This window comes from Streptomyces sp. S07_1.15 (genome assembly GCF_020739505.1).
GTDB classification, from domain to species: domain Bacteria; phylum Actinomycetota; class Actinomycetes; order Streptomycetales; family Streptomycetaceae; genus Streptomyces; species Streptomyces xinghaiensis.
In genome coordinates, this window is the sequence record NZ_JAJBZK010000001.1 from 193,116 (window position 1) to 213,574 (window position 20,459).

General features: G+C 74.3%; 20 protein-coding genes. 11 read left to right on the forward strand and 9 right to left on the reverse strand.

Annotated elements, in window-relative coordinates:
• Nucleotides 1-190: 190 nt before the first annotated feature.
• Together LIX60_RS00935 and LIX60_RS00940 are read left to right on the forward strand one after the other, a co-directional pair.
• Nucleotides 191-1,189 carry a dihydroxyacetone kinase subunit DhaK gene (locus LIX60_RS00935; protein WP_227962561.1) on the forward strand — a complete coding sequence of 333 codons (999 nt, stop codon included), beginning with the start codon at nucleotides 191-193 and terminating at the stop codon, nucleotides 1,187-1,189.
• 23 nt (nucleotides 1,190-1,212) lie between these two features.
• On the forward strand, nucleotides 1,213-1,899 hold the full coding sequence (locus LIX60_RS00940; protein WP_227956745.1) for a DAK2 domain-containing protein: 687 nt from the start codon (nucleotides 1,213-1,215) through the stop codon (nucleotides 1,897-1,899).
• Nucleotides 1,900-2,040: 141 nt separating this feature from the next.
• On the opposite strand, the gene LIX60_RS00945 is transcribed toward LIX60_RS00940, so the two are convergent.
• Together LIX60_RS00945 and LIX60_RS00950 are read right to left on the reverse strand one after the other, a co-directional pair.
• Nucleotides 2,041-2,853 (reverse strand): HAD-IA family hydrolase, encoded by an 813-nt coding sequence (locus LIX60_RS00945; RefSeq protein ID WP_308100983.1) that lies wholly within the window; start codon nucleotides 2,851-2,853, stop codon nucleotides 2,041-2,043.
• A gap of 348 nt (nucleotides 2,854-3,201) precedes the next feature.
• Nucleotides 3,202-3,831, reverse strand: a complete 630-nt coding sequence (locus tag LIX60_RS00950) for a YigZ family protein (RefSeq protein WP_227956746.1) — start codon at nucleotides 3,829-3,831, stop codon at nucleotides 3,202-3,204.
• 55 nt (nucleotides 3,832-3,886) lie between these two features.
• Here LIX60_RS00950 and LIX60_RS00955 point away from each other — a divergent pair, with 55 nt between their 5' ends.
• A complete protein-coding gene (locus tag LIX60_RS00955; RefSeq protein ID WP_227956747.1) occupies nucleotides 3,887-4,294 on the forward strand; it encodes a CoA-binding protein in 408 nt (135 codons plus the stop codon).
• 59 nt (nucleotides 4,295-4,353) lie between these two features.
• Here the strand turns inward: LIX60_RS00955 and LIX60_RS00960 are convergent, their stop codons facing one another.
• The gene (locus LIX60_RS00960; protein ID WP_227956748.1) at nucleotides 4,354-4,926 is read right to left on the reverse strand and encodes a cupin domain-containing protein; all 573 of its coding nucleotides are present in this window, start codon (nucleotides 4,924-4,926) and stop codon (nucleotides 4,354-4,356) included.
• Between the two features lie 100 nt (nucleotides 4,927-5,026).
• On the opposite strand from LIX60_RS00960, the gene LIX60_RS00965 reads away from it, so the two are divergent.
• The gene (locus LIX60_RS00965) at nucleotides 5,027-5,899 is read left to right on the forward strand and encodes a DMT family transporter (protein ID WP_227956749.1); all 873 of its coding nucleotides are present in this window, start codon (nucleotides 5,027-5,029) and stop codon (nucleotides 5,897-5,899) included.
• A gap of 342 nt (nucleotides 5,900-6,241) precedes the next feature.
• Here the strand turns inward: LIX60_RS00965 and LIX60_RS00970 are convergent, their stop codons facing one another.
• Both LIX60_RS00970 and LIX60_RS00975 read right to left on the reverse strand, forming a co-directional pair.
• Nucleotides 6,242-7,066, reverse strand: coding sequence for a DapH/DapD/GlmU-related protein (locus tag LIX60_RS00970; protein WP_227956750.1), 825 nt, complete (start codon nucleotides 7,064-7,066; stop codon nucleotides 6,242-6,244).
• Between the two features lie 108 nt (nucleotides 7,067-7,174).
• Nucleotides 7,175-7,789 carry a gamma carbonic anhydrase family protein gene (locus LIX60_RS00975; protein WP_227956751.1) on the reverse strand — a complete coding sequence of 205 codons (615 nt, stop codon included), beginning with the start codon at nucleotides 7,787-7,789 and terminating at the stop codon, nucleotides 7,175-7,177.
• A gap of 235 nt (nucleotides 7,790-8,024) precedes the next feature.
• Between LIX60_RS00975 and LIX60_RS00980 the strand changes: the two genes are divergently transcribed.
• On the forward strand, nucleotides 8,025-9,050 hold the full coding sequence (locus tag LIX60_RS00980; protein ID WP_227956752.1) for a hypothetical protein: 1,026 nt from the start codon (nucleotides 8,025-8,027) through the stop codon (nucleotides 9,048-9,050).
• Nucleotides 9,051-9,138: 88 nt separating this feature from the next.
• Complete coding sequence (locus LIX60_RS00985; protein ID WP_227956753.1) at nucleotides 9,139-10,506, forward strand: MFS transporter; 1,368 nt, start codon at nucleotides 9,139-9,141, stop codon at nucleotides 10,504-10,506.
• A gap of 53 nt (nucleotides 10,507-10,559) precedes the next feature.
• On the opposite strand, the gene LIX60_RS00990 is transcribed toward LIX60_RS00985, so the two are convergent.
• The 3 genes from LIX60_RS00990 to tuf form a co-directional block, all read right to left on the reverse strand.
• Nucleotides 10,560-11,423, reverse strand: a complete 864-nt coding sequence (locus tag LIX60_RS00990; protein ID WP_227956754.1) for a spermidine synthase — start codon at nucleotides 11,421-11,423, stop codon at nucleotides 10,560-10,562.
• 118 nt (nucleotides 11,424-11,541) lie between these two features.
• Entirely contained in the window at nucleotides 11,542-12,387 is an 846-nt protein-coding gene (locus LIX60_RS00995; protein ID WP_227956755.1) for a patatin-like phospholipase family protein, read from the reverse strand.
• Between the two features lie 220 nt (nucleotides 12,388-12,607).
• Nucleotides 12,608-13,780 carry an elongation factor Tu gene (tuf, locus tag LIX60_RS01000; protein ID WP_227956756.1) on the reverse strand — a complete coding sequence of 391 codons (1,173 nt, stop codon included), beginning with the start codon at nucleotides 13,778-13,780 and terminating at the stop codon, nucleotides 12,608-12,610.
• Nucleotides 13,781-14,182: 402 nt separating this feature from the next.
• Between tuf and LIX60_RS01005 the strand changes: the two genes are divergently transcribed.
• From LIX60_RS01005 to LIX60_RS01015, 3 genes are all read left to right on the forward strand, one after another.
• On the forward strand, nucleotides 14,183-14,884 hold the full coding sequence (locus tag LIX60_RS01005; RefSeq protein WP_227956757.1) for a TVP38/TMEM64 family protein: 702 nt from the start codon (nucleotides 14,183-14,185) through the stop codon (nucleotides 14,882-14,884).
• Nucleotides 14,885-15,121: 237 nt separating this feature from the next.
• Nucleotides 15,122-15,997 carry an undecaprenyl-diphosphate phosphatase gene (locus LIX60_RS01010; protein ID WP_227962562.1) on the forward strand — a complete coding sequence of 292 codons (876 nt, stop codon included), beginning with the start codon at nucleotides 15,122-15,124 and terminating at the stop codon, nucleotides 15,995-15,997.
• A 251-nt stretch (nucleotides 15,998-16,248) separates the two neighbouring features.
• Nucleotides 16,249-17,376, forward strand: a complete 1,128-nt coding sequence (locus LIX60_RS01015; RefSeq protein WP_308100988.1) for an N-acetylmuramoyl-L-alanine amidase — start codon at nucleotides 16,249-16,251, stop codon at nucleotides 17,374-17,376.
• A 140-nt stretch (nucleotides 17,377-17,516) separates the two neighbouring features.
• Here LIX60_RS01015 and LIX60_RS01020 read toward each other — a convergent pair whose 3' ends face one another.
• Nucleotides 17,517-18,146, reverse strand: coding sequence for a flavin reductase family protein (locus tag LIX60_RS01020; RefSeq protein WP_227956758.1), 630 nt, complete (start codon nucleotides 18,144-18,146; stop codon nucleotides 17,517-17,519).
• Nucleotides 18,147-18,625: 479 nt separating this feature from the next.
• Here LIX60_RS01020 and LIX60_RS01025 point away from each other — a divergent pair, with 479 nt between their 5' ends.
• Together LIX60_RS01025 and LIX60_RS01030 are read left to right on the forward strand one after the other, a co-directional pair.
• Nucleotides 18,626-19,999, forward strand: a complete 1,374-nt coding sequence (locus LIX60_RS01025; protein ID WP_227956759.1) for an ATP-binding protein — start codon at nucleotides 18,626-18,628, stop codon at nucleotides 19,997-19,999.
• Nucleotides 19,996-20,421 (forward strand): roadblock/LC7 domain-containing protein, encoded by a 426-nt coding sequence (locus LIX60_RS01030; protein ID WP_019708286.1) that lies wholly within the window; start codon nucleotides 19,996-19,998, stop codon nucleotides 20,419-20,421. Before LIX60_RS01025 ends, LIX60_RS01030 begins: the two co-directional genes overlap by 4 nt.
• Nucleotides 20,422-20,459: the final 38 nt, after the last annotated feature.

Genomic DNA, 20,459 nt, shown 5'->3' on the forward strand with positions numbered 1-20,459 from the left:
CCCGCCCGTACCGGGTCGGCCGGCGGGCGGATGCCCGTGCGGTGTGGTAGGGGGTGCGGCGCCGGGGCCGGTGGCGGCGGCCCCCGCGGCCACGAGTTGCCGAGGTCCCCCCGCCGCCGCACGATGGTCGGACAGCGGGAGTCGGAGGCACCGTCAGGACATCCTGGCCGTGATCACCACAGGAGTCGCCATGGCCCCGTACTTCGCGAGAGCACCCGAATCACTGGTGTCCGACGCGCTCGAGGGCTTCGCCCGGGCGCATCCGGATCTGGTCGAGCACGACGCCGAGGGCGGATTCGTCCGCGCCCTGCGCGGTTCCCCGGACCGGAGGGTCGGGCTGCTGTCGGGCGGCGGTTCCGGGCACGAACCGCTGCACATCGGTTTCGTCGGGGCCGGCATGCTGGACGCCGCCACCCCTGGAATGATCTTCACCTCACCCCACAACCGGCAGGTCTTCGCCGCCTCGCGGGCGGTCGCCCGCCGGGACGGCGTCCTGCACCTGGTGAAGAACTACACCGGAGACAAGATCAACTTCGGTATCGCCGCCGAGCGGCTGGCCGACGAGGGCATCCCCGTCGCCCGGGTGCTGATCGACGACGACATCGCCTCGGAGTCCGAGGACATCGCCGTGGGCCGCCGCGGCACCGGGGCCACCGTCCTGATCGAGAAGATCCTGGGCGCGGCCGCGGACGCCGGGGCCGGTCTGGCGGACCTGGCCGACCTCGGCACCTCCCTCACCGGCCGCTCCCGCAGCCTCGCCGTCGCCTCCGCCGCGCACACCGCGCCGGCGGACGGCAACCCCGCCTTCGACATCCCCGGCGGTCGGCTGGAGTTCGGCGTCGGCATCCACGGCGAACGGGCGGACCGCACGGTCGCCCACGAGCCGCTGGACGCCCTCCTGGAAACGATGACGGACACGCTCCTCGGCACCCTGGCACCCGGCCGCGGTGACGCGGTGATCGCCCTCGTCAACGGTCTGGGCTCGGTGACCGGCCTGGAGCTGTACGCCGTGACACGGGAACTCGGCCGCCTCCTGGACCGCCGGGGCGTCGAACTGCGGCGCAGCCTCGTGGGGCATTTCATCACCGCGCTCGACATGCGGGGCTTCTCCCTGACCCTGCTCCTCGCCGACGACGCGATCACCGACTGGTACGACGCGCCCGCGCACACTCCGGCCTGGCGCCGGTAGTCACGACCCCAGGGGCTGATGCCATGACGAGCTTCGATGCCGCCTTCACCGGCGGATGGATACGGCGCTTCGCCGCGTCGGTCCGCGCCACGGAACCCGAGCTCACCGCTCTGGACCAGCGCGCGGGGGACGGCGACTTCGGCGTCAACCTCACCACCGGGCTGACGACCGCGCTGCGGATGCTGGACGAGGCCGCCGCCGACGGTGAGCCGGAGGACGCCTCCGCTCCGCTCCTCACCACGGCGACGGCCTTCCTCGACAGCGTCGGCGGGACGAGCGGCCCGCTGTTCGGCCTGCTCTTCCAGCGGCTGGCCTGCGCCGTCCGCGAGACCGGGCCCGCCCTGACCACGCCCGGTCTCGCGGCCGGCACCCGCGAGGGGCTCGCCGTCATCCAGCGTGTCGGCGAGGCCCGGGCCGGGGACAAGACGCTGGTCGACGCCCTGGCCCCGGCCGCCCGCGCACTCGGCGCCTGCCCGCCGGACGCGCCGCCCGACACGGCGCTCGTCCGCGCCGCCGGGGGCGCCTGGGAGGGTGTGCGGAACACCGCGCGGCTCCGGGCACGGCGGGGGCGGGCCAGCTACCTCGGTGACCGGGTGTCCGGAGTGCCGGACCCGGGGGCCGTGGGCATCGGCCTGTTCTACGCCTCGGCGGACGGCGGCGTCCGTGCGCTGGCCCCGTTCCTGGAAGGCCGCGAGCAGCCGTCGCGGTGACGGCCCGGAAGCCGTCCCCGCCGCCGGGCCTCCGGGCCTCCGGGCCTCCGGGAAGAAGGGACGGCGGATGCGGGCCGGAGCCAGGGCCGGGGCCTGGGCCGCGAGCGCGCCACGACGGCCGGTTCACCGGCGCCCCGCCGGTCAGGGCGCCGTTCCGGGGGAGCCCCCTCCGGGAGCGGTCTCCCCGGGCCGGGCCGCCGGGGTGGCCGCGTCTCCGGGGGACGAGCCGCGGGGCGGTACGACCCGCGGCGACGTGCTGCCGGACCCGCCCTCGGGGATCGCGGGGCGGCTCTCCGCCCATGCGACGAGGCGGGGCTCCCCGAGTGAGGGCACCCAGAGATCCACGAGGGCGGCGGACTCCTCGTCGGGACGCGGACCGACCCCGACGACCCGCATGCCCGCCCGGACGGCGGACCGGATGCCGCAGAGCGAGTCCTCGACCGCCAGGCATTCCGCCGGGTCGACGCCGCAGGCTTCGGCGGCGGAGAGATAGAGGTCCGGGGCCGGCTTGGGCGGCATCCCCTCCCCCGGCACGACGACATGGTCGAAATAGAGCAGCAGCCCCGCCGTGTCCAGGCAGGTCTCGACGACATCGCGCGGGCAGTTGCTGGCGACCGCGAGCGGGGCGAACTCATGGGCCAGCGCCACCATTTCCACCGCCCCGGGCGCGGTGACGGGATCCTCGGCGACGAGCGACCGGAAACTTTCCAGCAACTCATCGGTCATCTTCCCGGTCAGTTCCGGGCGTCCCGCGGTCTCCGCCAGCAGACGGCCGCAGTCGGTGTAGTGAATTCCTTTCGCACGTTCGGAGAATTCCGCGCCGGGGGTGACTCCGTACTCCCGGAGTACCCGGCGGCGCGCCTCCTGCCAGTGTCGTTCGGTGTCCATCAGGGTGCCGTCGCAGTCGAAGACGACGGCCGTCGGTGTCCAGGTGAGAATCCGGTCTGCTGTCACTTTTCCGACCTTCTTCGAGGGGGTCTGGTCTTGTGGACTGCGGCCGGTCTCTTTGTCACCTTTCCTGGTCAACAGAAAGGATTTTCCACGCGGTCGGCCGCCACCGCGTTCGGGGGAACTGACACCCCGGGAATGGGGCAGCCATGCCTCTGTCATGTCATCCATGAAATAGAGAGGTCATTGCAAAAACTACGGTAAATTCCCGACCGCGACCGCGTCAATTGATTCCGGCTAAATAAGGTTAAGTGATATGGCTATGCGCGGCGGAATACTCGAATAACCGTCCGATAAGCATTCCACAGGAAAAGGAAATTGCAGGCCGCCCGGTGCCGGGACCGGGCGGCGGGCTCAGCCCTCCACGTACGTCACACCGCCGAGCTCCAGGGCGGCGGTCCCGGCCGTGGCGTCGGCGAGCCAGCCGCGGAAGCGGTCGAGGTCCCCCTCCGCCACGCCGATCTCGATGCGGACGCGGTCGCCGTAGCGCACCTCGCGCACCGCCCGGCCGGTCGCCCGCAGATCGTTCTCCAGCTTTCCGGCGCGCTGGTGGTCGACGGTCACGGTGGCCAGCCGCACCGGCCGCCGGGCGACGGTGCCGAGCACGTCCAGGGTCTGCCCGACCGCGCCGCCGTAGGCCCGGATCAGGCCGCCGGCACCGAGCTGCACACCGCCGAACCAGCGGGTGACGACGGCGACGATGTCGCGCACCTCGCGGCGGAGCAGCATCTGCAGCATGGGGACCCCGGCGGTGCCGCCGGGCTCGCCGTCGTCGCTCGACTTCTGCACGGCTCCGGAGGCGCCGATGACATAGGCCCAGCAGTGGTGGGTGGCGCCCGGGTGCCGCTCGCGGACGCGGCGGATCACCGCCCACGCGTCCGCCTCGGTGGCGGCGGGGGCGAGGGTGGTGAGGAAACGGGACCTCTTGACCTCGGTCTCGTGTTCGCCCTCGCGCGCCACCGTGCGGTACTGCTGCTCCTCCATCCGGTCAGCCTAAGCCCGCGGGAATGGTGCCGGACGGCGGTATGTTCGTGCTGGCATGGACGCAGACACGGAGACGATCCGGCGGATTCTGACCGGCACCGGCGACACCTGGGCCGTGGTGGGCCTGTCCTCCAACACGGCCCGCGCCGCCTACGGCGTGGCGGGGGTGCTGCAGCGCTTCGGCAAGCGGATCGTGCCGGTGCACCCGAAGGCGGAGACGGTGCACGGCGAGCGGGGCTACGCCTCGCTGGCCGAGATCCCGTTCCCGGTGGACGTCGTGGACGTCTTCGTCAACAGCGCCCTGGCGGGGCGGATCGCCGACGAGGCGGTGGCGATCGGCGCGAAGGCCGTCTGGTTCCAGCTCGGCGTGGTGGACGAAGCGGCGTACGAGCGGGTGCGCGCCGCCGGCCCGGACATGGTCATGGACCGCTGCCCGGCCATCGAGATCCCCCGGCTGGGCTGACCGAGGCAGGGCGGGCCGGGCCCCGGGAGGACCGGGCGCGGGCCTCCCGGGGCGGGCGCTCAGCGGACGGGCGGGACCGACACGACCATGTTCATCTCGACCGCCTCCGTCCCGTCGTTGCGGTAGCCGTGCGGCACGTTGGCCTCGAAGGCGGCGGACGACCCGGCCGGCACCCGGTACTCCTCGCCGTCCAGCACGAGCGTCAGCTCCCCCTCCCGGACGTGCAGGAGTTCATGGGTGCCGGCGGGGTGCGCGTCGGACGCGGTGCCCTCGCCGGGCATCAGCGTCCAGCCCCACAGCTCCAGCGGTCCGGGGGCCTGGGCCCCGGCGAGGAGCACGGTGGCGCTGCCGGCCTCGGTGGACCACATGCGCACCGCCTCCTCGGGCTTCACGACCCGCACCCGGGGCTCCTGGTCGTAGTCGAGGAGGGCGGTGAGGCTCACACCGAGGGCGTCGGCGAGCTTCACCGTGGTGCCGACGCTCGGATTGGTCCGGGCCTGCTCGATCTGGATGATCATGCCCCGGCTGACCCCGGAGCGGGTGGCGAGGGCGTCCAGGGTGAAGCCCCGTTCGCCGCGCCAGCGCTTGAGATTGCGCGCCAGGGCCTGGGTGAGGTGGTCGAGATCCGTCACAGCGAGTCCAGAGTCCAATCCATTGGATTCGTGAGTTTATTTTCGTGTACTACTGTGGGGTGTACCGGAACATCCATCGCACTGTACTTCGGGGGAACACATGACCGCGGTCCTCGCTCTGGCCTCCAGTCTCCTCTGGGGGCTCGCCGACTTCGGCGGGGGCCTGCTCACCCGCCGCATCCCCGCCCTCACCGTGGTCGTGGTCTCGCAGACCGTCGCCGCGCTGGTGCTGGCGGTGATCGTGCTGCTCACCGGCGCCTGGCGGGAGGCCGGCCCGCAGCTGTGGTTCGCGGTGGCCGCCGGTGTGGCCGGGCCCGCCGCCATGTTCGCCTTCTACAAGGCGCTCGCCCTGGGCCCGATGGGCGTCGTCTCGCCGCTGGGGGCGCTCGGGGTCGCCGTGCCGGTCGGGGTGGGGCTGGTGCTCGGCGAACGCCCGGGGCTCCTGCAGGCCGCGGGCATCCTGGTCGCCGTGGCCGGTGTGCTGCTCGCGGGCGGCCCCGAACTGCGCGGGGCCCCGGTCCAGCGGCGCGCGGTCCTCTACACCCTGGTGGCGGCGGTGGGCTTCGGCACGGTGATGGCGCTGATCGCGGAGGCCTCCTCGACGCTGAACGGCCTGTTCCTCGCCCTCTTCGTCCAGCGGCTGGCGAACATCGCGGTCGGCGGCACCTCGCTGCTGGTCTCCGTACGGCGGGGCGGCGCGGCTCTTCCCCCGGCTGCGGAGGGCGGGTCGGGCGTGGTCCTCGCCGCGCTGCCGTCCCTGGCGTTCGTGGGCCTCGCCGACGTCGCCGCCAACGGCACGTACGCGCTCGCCGCCCAGAACGGGCCGGTCACCGTCGCGGCGGTGCTCGCCTCGCTCTATCCGGTCGTGACCGCGCTGGCGGCCCGCGGGCTGCTGAAGGAACGGCTGCTGGCGGTGCAGGCGGTCGGCGCGGGGCTGGCCCTGCTCGGCACCACGCTGCTCACGGCGGGCTGACGACCGGCCGTACGAGCCCGCGGACGCCCCCTGAGCCCTCTGGGCCCCGGGCGCCCCCACCACCACGGGCCTCCCGGGCCCCCGGGCCGTCCCGGCCGTCCGCGGGCCGGAGTGCGCGGAAGCGTTCCGGGACCGCACCGGTCAGTAGCGCCGGAGCGCGTACAGCAGCAGCGCGATCCCCTGGACGGCGACCGCCGCGGCCAGCAGGATCCGCAGTCTGCGGTTGCTCATGCCGGGTCTCCCCTCCTCGCCCCGCCCCCGGGGCCCGTCCGTGGGTCCCCGTACCCCGGCGTCCACACCCCGGCGTCCACACCCCGGCGTCCGTGCCCCGGGCCCGGGCGGTCAGCGGCCGGCCGGTGCCCCGGCCGCGTCCGGTTCCGCCGCCGGGGAGTCCTCCGTGAGGGAGCCGAGCGCGGCCAGGGCGCGCAGTTGCTCCGGCGTGGCGCCTTCCAGGGCGCGCAGCTGCTCCGGTGTGGCCCCCTCGGGCGGCGGGACGGGCGCCGGGGTCCGCAGCGGCGGCTGCCAGCCCGTCGCGGGCTCCCAGCGTCGGACCACCCGGGCCGGCGCCCCGGCCACCACCGCGTGGTCGGGGACCGTGCCGCGCACCACCGAACCGGCGGCCACGACCACATTGCGGCCGAGCCGCGCCCCGGGCAGTATCACCGCGCCCGCGCCGAGCCAGCTGCCGGAGCCGATCTCGACCGGCGCGGTGCGCGGCCACTGGCGGCCCACGGGGGTGCCGGGGTCGTCGTAGGAGTGGTTGTCGCTGGTGACGTAGACGTACGGGCCGCAGAAGACGTCGTCGCCGAAGACCACCGGCCGGGAGGCCACCACATGGCTCCCCCGGCCCAGCACCACGCCGTTGCCCAGGGTCAGCACGGGGTCGGGGCCGAGGTCCAGCCCGGGCATCATCCCGGCGGTGAGGGTGACCTGTTCACCTATCACGCAGTGTTCACCGAGGCGTATCCACTCCTCCCCGAACACCGTGCCCTGGGGGTACGCGAGCCGGGTGCCCTCGCCGATCCGGCCGAAGCGGTACGGGCCCGGGCGCTCCGCAGTGACGGCTCCGGTCTCCCGCACCCAGCGCGCGCCGCGGTGCACGGCCCGCGAGAGCGTCCGGCGGCGCCAGGCCGCGAGGGCGGGGAACAGCTTCTGCTTCTTCGGCACCCGGCCACGGTACTCAGCGGTAGCCCCGCCGGGGCCGGGAACCGGCTGTGACCTTCGCCCCACACGGCGCACCGGCGGGGCGGTCAACGGCCGGTCCCCGGCGGCACGTCAGCGAGGACCGCCCCCGCCGCGCTGTCCCTCGCCGTCCTCGCCGTTCCCGCCGTTCTCATCGGTCTCCTCGTCCCCGCCGCGCCCCGCGTCCGCCGCCTCGCGGTGGGCCTCCGCCAGCTCCAGGTACATCGCCGCGTTGAGCTGCAGGGCCTCCCGCTCCTCCCCGGTCAGCTCCCGGCGCACCTTGGCGGGCACCCCCGCCACCAGCGAGCCCGGCGGTACCCGCATCCCCTGCGGCACCAGGGCCTGCGCGGCGACCAGCGAACCGGCGCCGATGTGCGCGCCGTTGAGGATCGTGGCCCCCATGCCGATCAGGCAGCCGTCCTCGACGGTGCAGCCGTGCAGGACGGCGTTGTGACCGACGGAGACCCGCTCGCCGACGGTCACCGGGAAGCCGGGGTCGACATGGACCGTGCAGTTGTCCTGGATGTTGCTGTCCGCGCCGATGACGACCGGGCCGCAGTCGGCGCGCAGCACGGTGTGGTACCAGACGCTCGACCCCGCGGCCAGGGTGACCTCGCCCAGCACGACCGAGGTGGGCGCGGTGAACGCCCCCTCGTGGACGACCGGTTCCCGGCCCGCCACCGCCGCGATCAACGCCCGTTCCGCCATGGTTTCTCCATTCTCGTCAGCACCGTCCGCGCCCCGGGCGCCGTCCGCGCCGTCCGCGGCGCATCGCCCCGCTCCGGCACACCACGGCGGGCCCCGTGCCCGCGTGGTCCCGCGTACCGTACGGCGGACGGGCGCCCCGGGCGGCACCGGCCCCGCGCGGAGGCGCGGGTCGCCGCTCGCGCGGCAGTACGGCCCGGCGTGGCAGGCCGGGGTCCGGCGGCTCTATGGTTACGCCATGTGGCCAGGACAGCAGCCGCCCGGGGGCGAGCAGAACCCGCAGGACCCGAACGCGAATCCGTACCAGCAGCCGGGGCAACCGCAGCCGAATCCCTACCAGCAGCCGGGGTTCCAGCAGCCGAACCCCTATCAGCAGCCGGGATTCCAGCAGCCGAATCCGTACCAGCAGCCGACCAACCAGTGGGCCGCGCCCGGGACGCCCGGCGCGCCCCAGGCGCCGGACGACGGCAGGAAGACGAAGCTCGTCGCCATCGGGGCGGCGCTCGCGGTCCTGGTCGCCGGTGGTGTCACCGGTTTCCTGCTCATCGGCGGTGACGACGACAAACCGGAGGCCGGCGGCAAGCCGGGGCCGGAGAAGTCGGTGTCCGCCCCGCCGTCTCCCACCGAGACCGAGGACGACGGCGGCGATCTCGACAACCCGCGCGGCGGCAATCCCGCGGTCGAGCCCGTGATCGACGGCTGGCAGACCGTCGTCAGCGCCAAGCGCCAGAACGCCTTCGACGTCCCCTCGGACTGGAAGGTGGAGTCCCCGACCCTCTCCATCGGCTTCGAGGACGCCAACAGCAAGGAAGACATCCCCAAGCCCATCATCATCATGAGCGCGCCGGCCTTCTACGGGGAGGACTGGTGCACCGTCGGGGACGACACCTCCGATCTGGCGGGTGTCGGCACCAAGGGCGCCCAGGGGGCCAAGAGCCTGCAGAACGCCGCCGAGACGGCCGCCGAGGTCTGGGTCTTCGCCGCCTTCGACCAGGACGAGACCGGCACCCGCAAGGTGACGAAGGCGAAGGCCTTCACGAGCGAGCACGGGATCGAGGGCTACGCCTCCTCCGCCACGGTCACCGGGGTGAAGAAGGAGAACAAGTGCTCCTCGGACGGCAAGGCGTACACCGTCGCCTACAAGACGGAGAACGGTGACTACGCGGTCTGGTGCCTCTACGCCGCCAAGGGCGTCAAGGACGAGCTCGCGGACGCCACCGTCAAGAAGATCATGAACACGCTGCGGCCGCTCACCTCCTCCTGAGCCGTCCCCCGCGGCACCCCGTACACCGCCCGTCCCGCCGGTGAGAACCCACCGGCGGGGCGGGCGCGATCACGACGAGGAACCGGCCATGCCGCCACCGCGCCCCGCACGCCGCCCCCTCCGCCCCGCCGGCCCCGCGTGGGCGGGCCGCAACTACACCCTGCTGACCGCCGCCGCCGTGGTCACCGGCCTCGGCAGCTCCGGGGCCCTGATCGCGGCGGCGTTCGCGGTACTGGAAACGGGCGGCAGCGGTACGGACGTGGGCCTCGTCGCCGCGGCCCGCACGGTCCCGCTCGTCCTCTTCCTGCTTGTGGGCGGCGCCGTCGCGGACCGGCTGCCCCGCCACCGGGTGATGGTGACGGCCAACACCCTCAACTGCCTCTCCCAGGGCGCCTTCGGGGTTCTGGTGCTCACCGGCGAACCCGGGCTGTGGCAGATGATGCTGCTCTCGGCCCTCGGCGGCACCGGTCACGCGTTCTTCGCCCCGGCCGCGGAGGGCATGCTGCTCTCCAGCGTCTCCGGTGACCAGGCCGGGCGCGCCTTCGCGTTCTTCCGGATGGGCGTGAACGGGGCGAACATCGGCGGCGCGGCCCTCGGCGGCGCGCTCGTCGCCTCCGTCGGCCCCGGCTGGGTCCTCGTGCTGGACGGGGCGGCCTTCGCCGTCGCCGCCGCGCTCCGCGCCTTCCTCGATCTGCGCGGGATGGCCGAACGCGCCCCCGGTCGCGGCCTGTTGTCCGATCTGCGCGAGGGCTGGCGGGAAGTGTCGGGGCGGCCCTGGCTGTGGAGCGTCGTCCTCCAGTTCGCGGTGGTCAACGCCGTCATCGCCGCGGCCGAGGCGGTCTACGGGCCGCTGGTCGCCGAGGAGCATCTGGGCGGCGCCCGGCCGTGGGGGCTCGCGCTGGCCGCGCTGGGCGCCGGCACGGTCCTCGGCGCCCTGCTGATGACCCGCTGGAAACCCCGGCGTCTGCTGCTCACCGGCGCGCTGTCGGTGTTCGTGCTGGCCGTGCCCTCGGCGGCCCTCGCGATACCCGTCTCCGCCCCGGTGCTGAGCTTGGTGATGTTCGTGACCGGCATCTCGATCGAGATCTTCGGCGTCACCTGGATGACGGCCCTGCACCAGGAGATCCCCGAGGAGAAGCTGTCGCGCGTCTCCTCCTACGACATGTTCGGCTCGCTCGCGATGGTGCCCGTCGCGGTGGCGCTCGCCGGCCCGGTCGCCGGCGTGTTCGGCCGGAGCGCGGCGCTGTGGGGGTGCTCGGCGCTGATCGTCCTGCTGACGGCGGCGGTGCTGACGGTGCCGGACGTACGGCGGCTGACCCGCCGGGAGCACGGCGGGCCGGGGCCGGTGGACGTCCTCGCGGGCCCGGCCGCCGGCCCCGTGCCGGCGGTGCCCGCGCCCGCGCCGCGCACCGCGACGGAGGACGCCGGGAAGAACGGCGGGCGGCGGCCGGGCTGACGGGCGCGGGCGGCGGGCGGCGGGCGGCGGGCGGCGGGCGGCGGAGGACGCGGTCAGCCGATGCTGAAGGCGCCCTCCGGCGGGAGGGGCGACGGCGCGGCCTCCCCGTCCCGCACCACGGCCGCGCCGGCCGTCAGCCGGGCCAGGGCGCCGCCGTGCTCCACCCGGGCCGGGAAGGGATCGGCGGCGCAGCGCCGGGCGAGCTCCGCCACCGGCAATTCCTCCCGCGAGGCGGCCAGGATCGTGTTGCCGAAGCGCCGCCCGCGGAGCACCGCGGGTTCGGCGATCAGGCAGAGATGCTCGAACACCGCCCCGAGGGTGGCGAGTTGGGAGCGGAGGAAGCCGAACGGGGCCGCGTCCGCCAGGTTGGCCGTATAGACCCCGCCGGGGCGCAGGACACGGGCGGCCGCCCGGGCGTACTCGACGGAGGTGAGGTGCGCGGGCACCCGGGAGCCGCCGAACACGTCGGCGACCAGCAGGTCGTAGGCCGCCGGGGGCGCGTTCTCCAGCCAGGCGCGGGCGTCGGCGGCGTGCAGTTCGATGCCGCTGTCCGGGGGCAGCGGGAGGTGTTCGGTGACGAGACGGAGCAGCGCCCGGTCGGCTTCGACGACGGTCTGCCGGGCGCCGGGGCGGGTCGCGGCGACATGGCGGGGCAGCGACAGCGCGCCGCCGCCGAGGTGCAGCACGGCCGGCCCCGCTCCGGCCCGGGCGCTCTCCGCGCTCGCGGCGGCGGTGCCGAGGACGTGCGCGATCCGCCGCGCGTACTCGAATTCCAGGTGCGCGGGCGCGTCGAGGTCGACGTACGACTGCGGCGCGCCGTCCACGGTGAGCAGCCAGGCGCGCGGCCGGTCGGTGTCGGGCATGAGTTTCGCCGTGCCGTGGTCCACGGCACGGGTCACCGGTATCGGCTCGTCCACCCGCCCATTGTGCCGCTTCCGGCGGTGGCGTTCCGGTCGCCGGCGGGGTGCGTGCGGCGGCCGGGGCGCGGTGGCCGGGGGCGGGTGCCCGCCGGGCGGCCGCCGTGCGGGGCCCCGCTCAGTCCTGCCAGAGTGCCTTGACCGCGGTCGCGTGGGCCGCCGCCTGGGCGCGGCCCGCCCGGGCGGCGGCCGCCCGGCGCGCCGGGTCCAGCGGGTTGCGGCCGAAGGCGGCCCGGGCGGCCCGGTCCGGGGTGATGAGCTCGACCCGGGCGCCGCCCGCCGCGAGCCGCTCCGCCTGGGCACGCACCGTCGGGACGGGTCCGCCGCCGCCGGCCATCGGGGCGAGGATCAGGACGCGGCGGCAGCCGTCGGCCACGTCGGCGTTGGCGCTCGACCGGACCCCGCCGTCGATCCAGTCCCGGCCGCCGATGGTGACGGGCGGCCAGACGCCCGGGACGGCGCAGCTCGCGGCGACCGCGTCCACGATCCCCACACCGCTCGCCGCGTCGAACACGCGGAACTCCCCGGTGGCGGCGTCGACCGCGGTGATCAGGAGCCGCCGTTCCGGCCAGGCGTGGGAGAGCAGCCGCCGTCCGATGACCGCTCGCCGGTCCGCCTCGCCCGCCGCCGTCCGGGTGGCGAGGGCCAGCCGGCCCATGCGCCGGCCGAAGGCGCGGGTGTCGCGGGAGCGGAGGGCCGCGAGGGCGTAGCGCGACATCACGGCCGGCCCCACCCGTCCGGCCACCTCGCCCCGCGGATCGGCGAGTTGGCGCTCGTAGAGCTCCTCGGGGGTGACGCTGCCGGAGGTGAGCTGCGCGCCGACGACGGACCCCGCGGAGGTGCCGATCACCACATCCGCCGCGCCCGGGTCGGCGCCGGCCTCGGCCAGCCCGGCCAGGACACCGGCCTCCCAGCCGATCCCGGTGAGCCCTCCGCCGCCGAGCACCAGTGCAGTCTCCGCCATGCCCCACCCTCCTACCGTCCGGTCGGTCTCCTGTGCGAGCAGTCTGGCACCGCGTGACGGCCGCGCGGAACCGGGCCCGCGTCCCGGGGACACGGCGGCGGCCCGCACCACCGGGGTACGGGCCGCCGGGCCTGTCCGGGAGGGCACCCGCCGCCGGGCACGGGCGGACGGGCCGCTCGTCGCCCGTCCGCCCCTCCACCCGCCGGCCGGTGACCGGGGCCTACTCCGCCACGGCCGTCACCGTTCCGGCGCCGACCGTGCGGCCGCCCTCGCGGATCGCGAAGCCGAGGCCCGGCTCCAGTGGCACCGCGCGCCCCAGCTCCACGGTGACGGTGACCGTCTCCCCCGGCAGGGCCACGGCCGCGTCACCGAGGCCGAGCTCGCCGGCCACGTCCGCTGTGCGGATGTGGAACTGCGGCCGGTAGCCGCCGGTCACCGGGGTGCCGCGGCCGCCCTCGGCCGAGGACAGCAGGCGTACGGCCGCGGTGAACCGCCGCCGCGGGGTGACGCTGCCGGGCGCGGCGACGACGTGACCGCGGCGGACCGCGTCGCGCTGGACCCCGCGCAGCAGCAGCGCGATGTTGTCGCCCGCCTCGGCCGACTCCATCGGCTTGCCGAACGTCTCGACCCCGGTCACGGTGGTCTCCAGCCCGGCCCCGAGCACCTCGACCCGGTCGCCGAGCCGCACCCGGCCGCGCTCGACGGCGCCGGTGACGACCGTTCCGCGGCCGGTGATGGTCAGGACGTTCTCCACCGGCAGCAGGAACGGCGCCCCGGTGAAGCGGACCGGGACCGGCACCCAGGTGTCGACCGCGTCGAGCAGTGCCTCGATCGCGGCGGTCCACCGCGGGTCGCCCTCCAGCGCCCGCAGCCCGGAGACCCGGACGACGGGGGTGGTCTCGCCGGGGAAGCCGTGCGCGGACAGCAGTTCGCGCACCTCCAGCTCCACCAGGTCGGTCAGCTCCGGCTCACCGGCGTCCGCCTTGTTGAGCGCGACGACGATGTGGCGGACTCCGACCTGCCGGGCGAGCAGCACGTGCTCGGCGGTCTGCGGCATGACCCCGTCGACCGCCGAGACGACGAGGATCGCCCCGTCGAGCTGGGCCGCCCCGGTGACCATGTTCTTGATGTAGTCGGCGTGGCCGGGCATGTCGACATGGGCGTAGTGCCGGGTGCCCGTCTCGTACTCGACGTGCGCGACGTTGATCGTGATGCCGCGCGCCGCTTCCTCGGGCGCCCGGTCGATGCGGTCGAGCGGCACGAAGGAACCGGAGCCGTGCTCGCTGAGCACCTTGGTGATCGCGGCGGTCAGTGTGGTCTTGCCGTGGTCGACATGGCCCATGGTGCCGATGTTGAGGTGCGGCTTGGTGCGGATGTAAGCCTGCTTGGGCATGGTTCATCCCCGGATGTGCGGAGTGGAAGCGGGACCCCTCGGCCTGGCCGACCCTCCCCCTGCGGGGTCCGCCGGACGATCCGGGAAGGGTCAGCTTCGGGCGCCGCCGGGAGCTGTGGCGGCGGGGGCCGCGACGGCGGCGGCCGCGGGAGTCGCGGCGGGGGCTGGAGTCACGGCAGGGGCGGGCGCGGCATCGGCACCGGCCTGCAGGTGTCCGGCGGCAGCCTCCGGGGGGTCCGCGAGTGCGGACCCGACGAGGAGGAGGGTGTGCCGGACCATGCGACAAGCATCGCCACCGGAGCGTGCGCCGTCCACCGGATTTGGCGGCGCGGGCGCCCGTCTCCGCGGCGGGGAGGCACACTTGCGCGGCGATCACCACCGGTGGTCGGTTACGCTCCCCGCATGCACCACCCCGCCGCTCAGCCCCTCGGCCTCCCCGCTCGTACGGCCAGGGTCCTGCTCTCCCCGTGGTCCCGGCTCGTCCTGCTCGTGGTCCTCGTCGGCTGCGCCGCGACGGCCGTCGCCGTGCTGGAGCCGCACCGGTTCCTCACCGCGGGCTGGCCGCCACGGATCTCCGGCGGCGGTGCCGTGGTGCTCTTCGCCGCCGCGTACGGGCTCTGCACGGCCGCGCTGCTGCCCCGCCCGGTGCTGAACCTGGCCGGAGGCGCCCTGTTCGGCTCGCAGTTCGGGCTGGTGGCCACCATCGCCGGCACGGTGATCGGGGCGGGCATCGCCTTCGTCCTCGGCCGTGCCCTCGGCCAGGACGCCCTGCGGCCGCTGCTGCGCGGCCGCTGGCTGTCCGCCGCCGACCGGCAGCTCAGCGATCACGGGTTCCGTTCCGTTCTCGCGGTGCGCCTCTTCCCCGGAGTGCCCTTCGCGGCGGCCAACTACTGCGCCGCGGTGTCCCGGATGCGGCTGCTGCCGTTTCTGCTCGCCACCGGGCTCGGCAGCATCCCCAACACGGCCGCGTACGTGATCGCCGGCAGCAGTGCCGCCACCCCGACCTCTCCGGCCTTTCTGATCGCGATGGGGTTCATCGCGGTCAGCGGGCTCACCGCCCTGGCCGTCGCCTGGCGCAAACGCGGACGGCTGCGCTCCGCCTGAGCCACGGGCGCCGCCCGCGGCCCGCCCGGACGCCGGCCCCCGCCCCCGGACCCCGGCCGCCCGACACGTGTTCACCCGGGGGCGCTACGCTGCCCCGGGTCGGCGTGCGATCACCGGTCGCCGCCGCCTTTTCACGCGCCTATCGAGCAACGCATCCTGTCCGGCATTCCGTCTTCCTGACCCGAGCCGCGGCTCCAGCGGTCAGCACATGATCCTTCCTTGGGTGGCACAAGCTCCATGTCCTGGTTCGAATCACTCATCCTCGGGCTCGTCCAGGGGTTGACCGAGTTCCTTCCGATCTCCTCCAGTGCCCATCTGCGGCTCACCGCGGCCTTCGCCGACTGGCAGGATCCCGGAGCGGCCTTCACGGCGATCACCCAGATCGGCACCGAGTCCGCGGTGCTGATCTACTTCCGGAAGGACATCGGGCGCATCCTCTCCGCCTGGACCCGGTCGCTGACCGACAAGGAGATGCGCTCGGACCAGGACGCCAAGATGGGCTGGCTGGTGATCGTCGGCTCCATCCCGATCGGTGTGCTCGGCCTGACCCTCAAGGACCAGATCGAGGGCCCGTTCCGCGATCTGCGGCTGATCGCCACCACCCTCATCGTGCTGGGCGTCGTCCTGGGGATCGCCGACCGGCTGGCGGCCCGTGACGAAACCGGCGGCAGACACCGGGTGGCCAAGGAGCGGAAGACCCTCAAGGATCTCGGCGTCCGCGACGGCCTGATCTTCGGCTTCTGCCAGGCCATGGCGCTGGTCCCCGGTGTCTCCCGGTCCGGCGCGACGATCAGCGGTGGCCTCTTCATGGGGTACACCCGCGAGGCGGCGGCCCGTTACTCGTTCCTGCTGGCCATCCCGGCGGTGCTGGCCTCCGGCGCCTACGAGCTGAAGGAGATCGGCGGTGACAGCCACGTCTCCTGGGGGCCGACGATCCTGGCCACGGTCGTCGCCTTCTTCGTCGGCTACGCCGTCATCGCCTGGTTCATGAAGTTCATCACCACCAAGAGCTTCATGCCCTTCGTGATCTACCGGATAGCCCTCGGCGCCGTCCTCTTCGTCCTGATCGGCACCGATACCCTCGACCCCCTCGCGGGCGAGTCCGCCGGCTGATCCCCACGGCCCGCACGGCGGCGGCCGTCCCGCGCCCCTCCGGCGCGGGACGGCCGTTTCCGTGTCCCGGTGCTGCGTCCGTGCGCGGGACACCGGGGCCGCGGCCGTGCGCGCCGCCCGCCAATACCGGGGCGAACCGTCATGTAATGACCTGCGTCAGTCACGGCGTGCGGACCAGCACGCGCCGACCGGCCCGGCGGGCTCCCCCTTTCCTCTTCCACCGGACCGGTGGAAGAGAGAGGAAACGCCCCATGCACCCCGGCACCCTCCCGCGGACCCGCGGACGCAAGGCCCTGCTCGGCATCGCCGCCGCCACAGCTCTCGCCCTCGCCGCCCCCTCCGCCGCGGCGGCCCCGGAGACCGGGCCCGGGCCCGTGAACAGAGCCTTCTCGCAGGCCGCCGAGGAGTTCGGCGTCCCGCGCGATCTGCTCGTGGCGGTCGCCTTCGGGGAGACCCGGCTCGACGGGCACGACGGCGAGCCCAGCCACGCCGGCGGATACGGCGTGATGCACCTGGTGAGCAGCCCCCGGCGGCACACCCTGGAGGAGGCGGCCGAGCTCACCGGCGCCTCCGAGCGGGAGCTGCGCCACGACAACACCGCCAACATCCGCGGCGGCGCCGCCGTGCTGGAGTCGTACGCGGACCGGGCCGGGGTGAGCGAGCGGGACCGGGACCGGCCCGCCGCCTGGTACCCGGCCGTCGCCCGGTACGGCAGCCCGGCCGATCTCCGGATGGGCCGGTTCTACGCCGACACCGTCTACACCATCCTCGAAGCCGGTGTGCGCGCCCGCACCGGCGAGGGCGAGCGCGTCACCACCCCCGGGCGGAAGGTGCGTCCCGAGCGCGGCCGGTACACGGACGTGCCGCCGCCCGCGCCCGGCCCCACGGAGGAGCCGGACCCCCGCGGCGCGGACTACCCGCCGGCCCGCTGGGTCCCCGCCCACCCCGGTAACTACCGTGCGGGCCGCTCCGACGCGATCGACACGGTCATCGTCCATGTCGCGCAGGGCACGTACACCGGCACCGTGAACTGGTTCCGCAACCCCGCCTCCAGGGTCAGCACCCACTACGTCGTCCGCTCCTCGGACGGCGAGGTGACGCAGATGGTGCGGGACGCGGACACCGCCTGGCACGCCCGGGACGCCAACCCCCGGTCGCTCGGCATCGAGCACGAGGGCTACGTCGCCGACGCCACCTGGTTCACCGACGCCCTGTACCGCGCCTCGGCCGCCCTGACCGCCCACCTCTGCGACACCCACGGCATCCCGAAGGACCGACGGCACATCGTCGGGCACACCGAGGTGCCCGGCAACAGTCACACCGACCCGGGCCCGCACTGGGACTGGGACCGCTACATGGAGCTGGTGAACGGCGGCTGAGACCCCGCGCCCGCTCCGTGCGTGAGGCCGTCCCGGGCCCGTGCCGGGACGGCCTCACCGCGTCCGCGCCGAGCCGCCCGGGGGCCGTCCCCGGGCCCCCGCCCCGGGGACGCGGACACCTGAGCGGTGAGCGGCTGCCGTCAGCCGGCGCCACCGGTGCGGCCGGGGCCGTTCCGCCACTCCGCGTACGGAACGCGGGTGATCTCCAGGAGCTCGCCCATGGTTCCCCACTCGTCCTTGCCGAGCCGGGTGAGCGGCCGCAGCTTCGTCACCTCGGGGTGCCCGTCGACGAGCACGCTGTCGGAGACCGCCGCGTGCACCACGCGGCCGAAGACGACCGTGCTGTCACCGAGCCGGACGGTGCTGTGCAGTTCGCACTCCAGCGCGGCCGGGGAGGCGGCCACGCGCGGGGGCTTGACCCGCGTGCTGGGCTCGCGGGCGATACCCACGGCGTCGAACTCGCTGATGCCGGGCGGGAAGTCGGTGGAGGTGGCGTTGATCTGCTCGAAGAGGTGCTCGGGGGCAAGATTGACCACGAAGGAACCGGTCGCCTCGACATTGTTGAGCGAGTCCTTGCGGCCGACGGAGGTGAACTGCACGATCGGCGGGTCGATGCAGGACACGGTGAAATAGGAGTGCGGGGCAAGATTGTCCACGCCGTCCGCCGACGTCGTGGAAATCCAGGCGATCGGCCGGGGCACGACCACCGCGTTCATGAATTTGTAGAAGGGGTTCCTGCCGAGGGCGGCGGGATCGAAGTCGATGCGCATGGGCGCAGTATCCCCGGTCCGCGCGGGCAGTCCCGCAGGGGGCCGCCACCGGCCGGGTTCCGTGTCCCCGGTCACACCGGGTGGCGCGGCCGCCACGGCGGATCGCCGTCCGTGACCGGTACGGAACAAAAGCTTCCGGATGTGGCCGGTATTCGTCCCGTAACCGTCCGGATCATCCCGGCGGAGCACGTCCGCCAGCGGCCTTCACCAGCCCCTCCTACCCCCGGTCACACCACCGGCCGTAACGGCCCCGTCTGCACGTCAACTTCACAAAACCCCTGGCCACTTGGCACGTCGATCCATGATTAAGATGATGAACACATCAGCGCTTCCGTGGCGGACGCCGACAGCGGGGCCCACATGTCCCATGTGCCGACCGCCGGTGCCACTTGTCCGGAATCGGACAGAACCCGTACCGGCGGCGTTCCCGTCGTCGCATCTCCCCCGGTATCCCCTCGCCCCCAAGCAACGAGGATCCGATGACTCAATACGCACCGGAGGCGGTCTTCTGGTGTCTTGTCGCCGGTCTGCTCGCCGCCCTGGTCCTGCTGGTCCGCCAGCGGGGCATCACCAAGGCTCTGCGCAGGCACGCGGCAGCACTGGAGAACGGTCTCCGCGCCCGTGACCAAGAGGCCCGGCACCTGGTGGAGGTCCGCCTCCCCGCGATGGAATCCTCGCAGGCCCAGCCGGGTCCCATGCCGGGTCTGCTCCACGACCGGCTGGAAGGCACCTCCTTCGCCGAGAGCCTGCAGACGGTGATCGACCTGTTCACCGGCGCCGCCGACCGGGCCCGGACCCGCGCCGACCAGTCGGCCAAGGCCGCGCTCAAGTCGTCGATGCGCGCCCTGCAGGGACTGGCGAACGAGCAGCAGCTCGCCATCACCGACATGCAGGACCACCACGACAACCCGCACGTCCTCCAGGACCTGCTGGAGATCGACCACGCGAACGCCCAGTTCGGCCGGCGTGCCCAGGGCATCGCGGTGCTGTGCGGCTCCTGGCCGGGCCGGCAGCGCGCCGCCTCCTCGCTGGTCGACGTCGTCCGGGGCGCCAAGGGCCGGATCCGGGACTACCGCCGGGTCGAGGTCCACGCGCAGGTCGACCTGGCCGTGGTGAGCCGGGCCGTGGAACCGGTGGTGCTCGCAGTCGCCGAGCTCCTCGACAACGCCGCGCGCCACTCCCAGCCCAACACCCAGGTCGAGGTGACCCTCAGGGCCGCGCACAACGGCACCGCCATCGTGATCGACGACGCCGGTGTCGGCATGGACGACCGGGAGATCCAGAAGGCGACCCTGCTGCTCTCCGGCCGCCAGGACATCGACATCAACCGGCTCGGCGACCCGCCGCAGTTCGGCTTCGCCGTGATCGGCGTCCTCGCGGCCCGGTACGGGTTCAGCGTGTCCGTCGACACGCGGTCACCCTACGGGGGCGTCCGGGCCGTGCTGTTCCTCCCGAAGGAGCTGCTCACCAGCGTGATCACCGAGACCCCCGACTCGGCGGACGAGCGGACCGGGCCCGCGGCCGCCGCCCCTGCCCCCGCCGCCGTGACCGCCGAGCCCGCTCCCGCCGCCCCGGCACCGGCGCCCGCCGCACCGGCGCCGCCCGCGCCCGCGGAGCCGGAGGCACCCGAGCCGGCCCCCGCCTCCACGGCGCTCGGCCTGCCCAAGCGGCGCCGCCGGGAACCCGTACCGGAGCACGTGGCCGCCACCCGCGCCCCCGTGGCGCAGCCCGGCGCCGAGCCGCCCCCGGCCCGCCCGGCCCACGAAACCGCCTCCCGCATGGGTGCCTTCGCGCGTGGCACCCGTTCCGGCCGTCTCTCCTCCCCGGACGATGAAGGGACCCCCCAGCGATGAACCCCCGTACGGCCAATGAACTGGGCTGGATGCTCGACGAGGTGCTGAAGGTGCCGGAGGCCCGGCACGCCATCCTGCTCTCCGCGGACGGCATGCTCCGGGCCCACTCCGAGGGCATCACCCGCGACGAGGCCGACCGGCAGGCGGCGGCGCTCTCCGGCCTCCAGTCGATCAGCCGCAGCACGGCCGAGTTCTGCGCCCGGGAGGAATCCCCGTGGCAGCAGACCCTGGTCGAGTTCGCCAGTGGCTACGTCTTCCTGATCGCCGCCGGCACGGGCGCCTATCTCGCGGTCTCCGCCTCCCAGAACGTGGACATGGAGGCCGTCACGTACCGGATGCACAAGCTGGTCGACCGCCTGGGCAAGGAGCTGACCAGTCCGCCCCGGCACGACGCGGTCTCCCACGCCGGCGGCCCGGCGTGAGCCCGCCCCGCAGGAGGGAGCGGGGACTCGTACGCCCG

What these genes read in the sequence shown, in the direction of transcription:
- LIX60_RS01010 (WP_227962562.1), top strand. Translation starts at nt 15,122, where the DNA reads ATGTCCTGGTTCGAATCACTCATCCTCGGGCTCGTCCAGGGGTTGACC.
- LIX60_RS00975 (WP_227956751.1), bottom strand. Translation starts at nt 7,789, where the DNA reads ATGGCGGAACGGGCGTTGATCGCGGCGGTGGCGGGCCGGGAACCGGTC.
- LIX60_RS00995 (WP_227956755.1), bottom strand. Translation starts at nt 12,387, where the DNA reads ATGGCGGAGACTGCACTGGTGCTCGGCGGCGGAGGGCTCACCGGGATC.
- LIX60_RS00940 (WP_227956745.1), top strand. Translation starts at nt 1,213, where the DNA reads ATGACGAGCTTCGATGCCGCCTTCACCGGCGGATGGATACGGCGCTTC.
- LIX60_RS01025 (WP_227956759.1), top strand. Translation starts at nt 18,626, where the DNA reads ATGACTCAATACGCACCGGAGGCGGTCTTCTGGTGTCTTGTCGCCGGT.
- LIX60_RS00965 (WP_227956749.1), top strand. Translation starts at nt 5,027, where the DNA reads ATGACCGCGGTCCTCGCTCTGGCCTCCAGTCTCCTCTGGGGGCTCGCC.
- LIX60_RS00980 (WP_227956752.1), top strand. Translation starts at nt 8,025, where the DNA reads ATGTGGCCAGGACAGCAGCCGCCCGGGGGCGAGCAGAACCCGCAGGAC.
- LIX60_RS01015 (WP_308100988.1), top strand. Translation starts at nt 16,249, where the DNA reads ATGCACCCCGGCACCCTCCCGCGGACCCGCGGACGCAAGGCCCTGCTC.
- tuf (WP_227956756.1), bottom strand. Translation starts at nt 13,780, where the DNA reads ATGCCCAAGCAGGCTTACATCCGCACCAAGCCGCACCTCAACATCGGC.
- LIX60_RS00950 (WP_227956746.1), bottom strand. Translation starts at nt 3,831, where the DNA reads ATGGAGGAGCAGCAGTACCGCACGGTGGCGCGCGAGGGCGAACACGAG.
- LIX60_RS00955 (WP_227956747.1), top strand. Translation starts at nt 3,887, where the DNA reads ATGGACGCAGACACGGAGACGATCCGGCGGATTCTGACCGGCACCGGC.
- LIX60_RS00985 (WP_227956753.1), top strand. Translation starts at nt 9,139, where the DNA reads ATGCCGCCACCGCGCCCCGCACGCCGCCCCCTCCGCCCCGCCGGCCCC.
- LIX60_RS00935 (WP_227962561.1), top strand. Translation starts at nt 191, where the DNA reads ATGGCCCCGTACTTCGCGAGAGCACCCGAATCACTGGTGTCCGACGCG.
- LIX60_RS01005 (WP_227956757.1), top strand. Translation starts at nt 14,183, where the DNA reads ATGCACCACCCCGCCGCTCAGCCCCTCGGCCTCCCCGCTCGTACGGCC.
- LIX60_RS01030 (WP_019708286.1), top strand. Translation starts at nt 19,996, where the DNA reads ATGAACCCCCGTACGGCCAATGAACTGGGCTGGATGCTCGACGAGGTG.
- LIX60_RS01020 (WP_227956758.1), bottom strand. Translation starts at nt 18,146, where the DNA reads ATGCGCATCGACTTCGATCCCGCCGCCCTCGGCAGGAACCCCTTCTAC.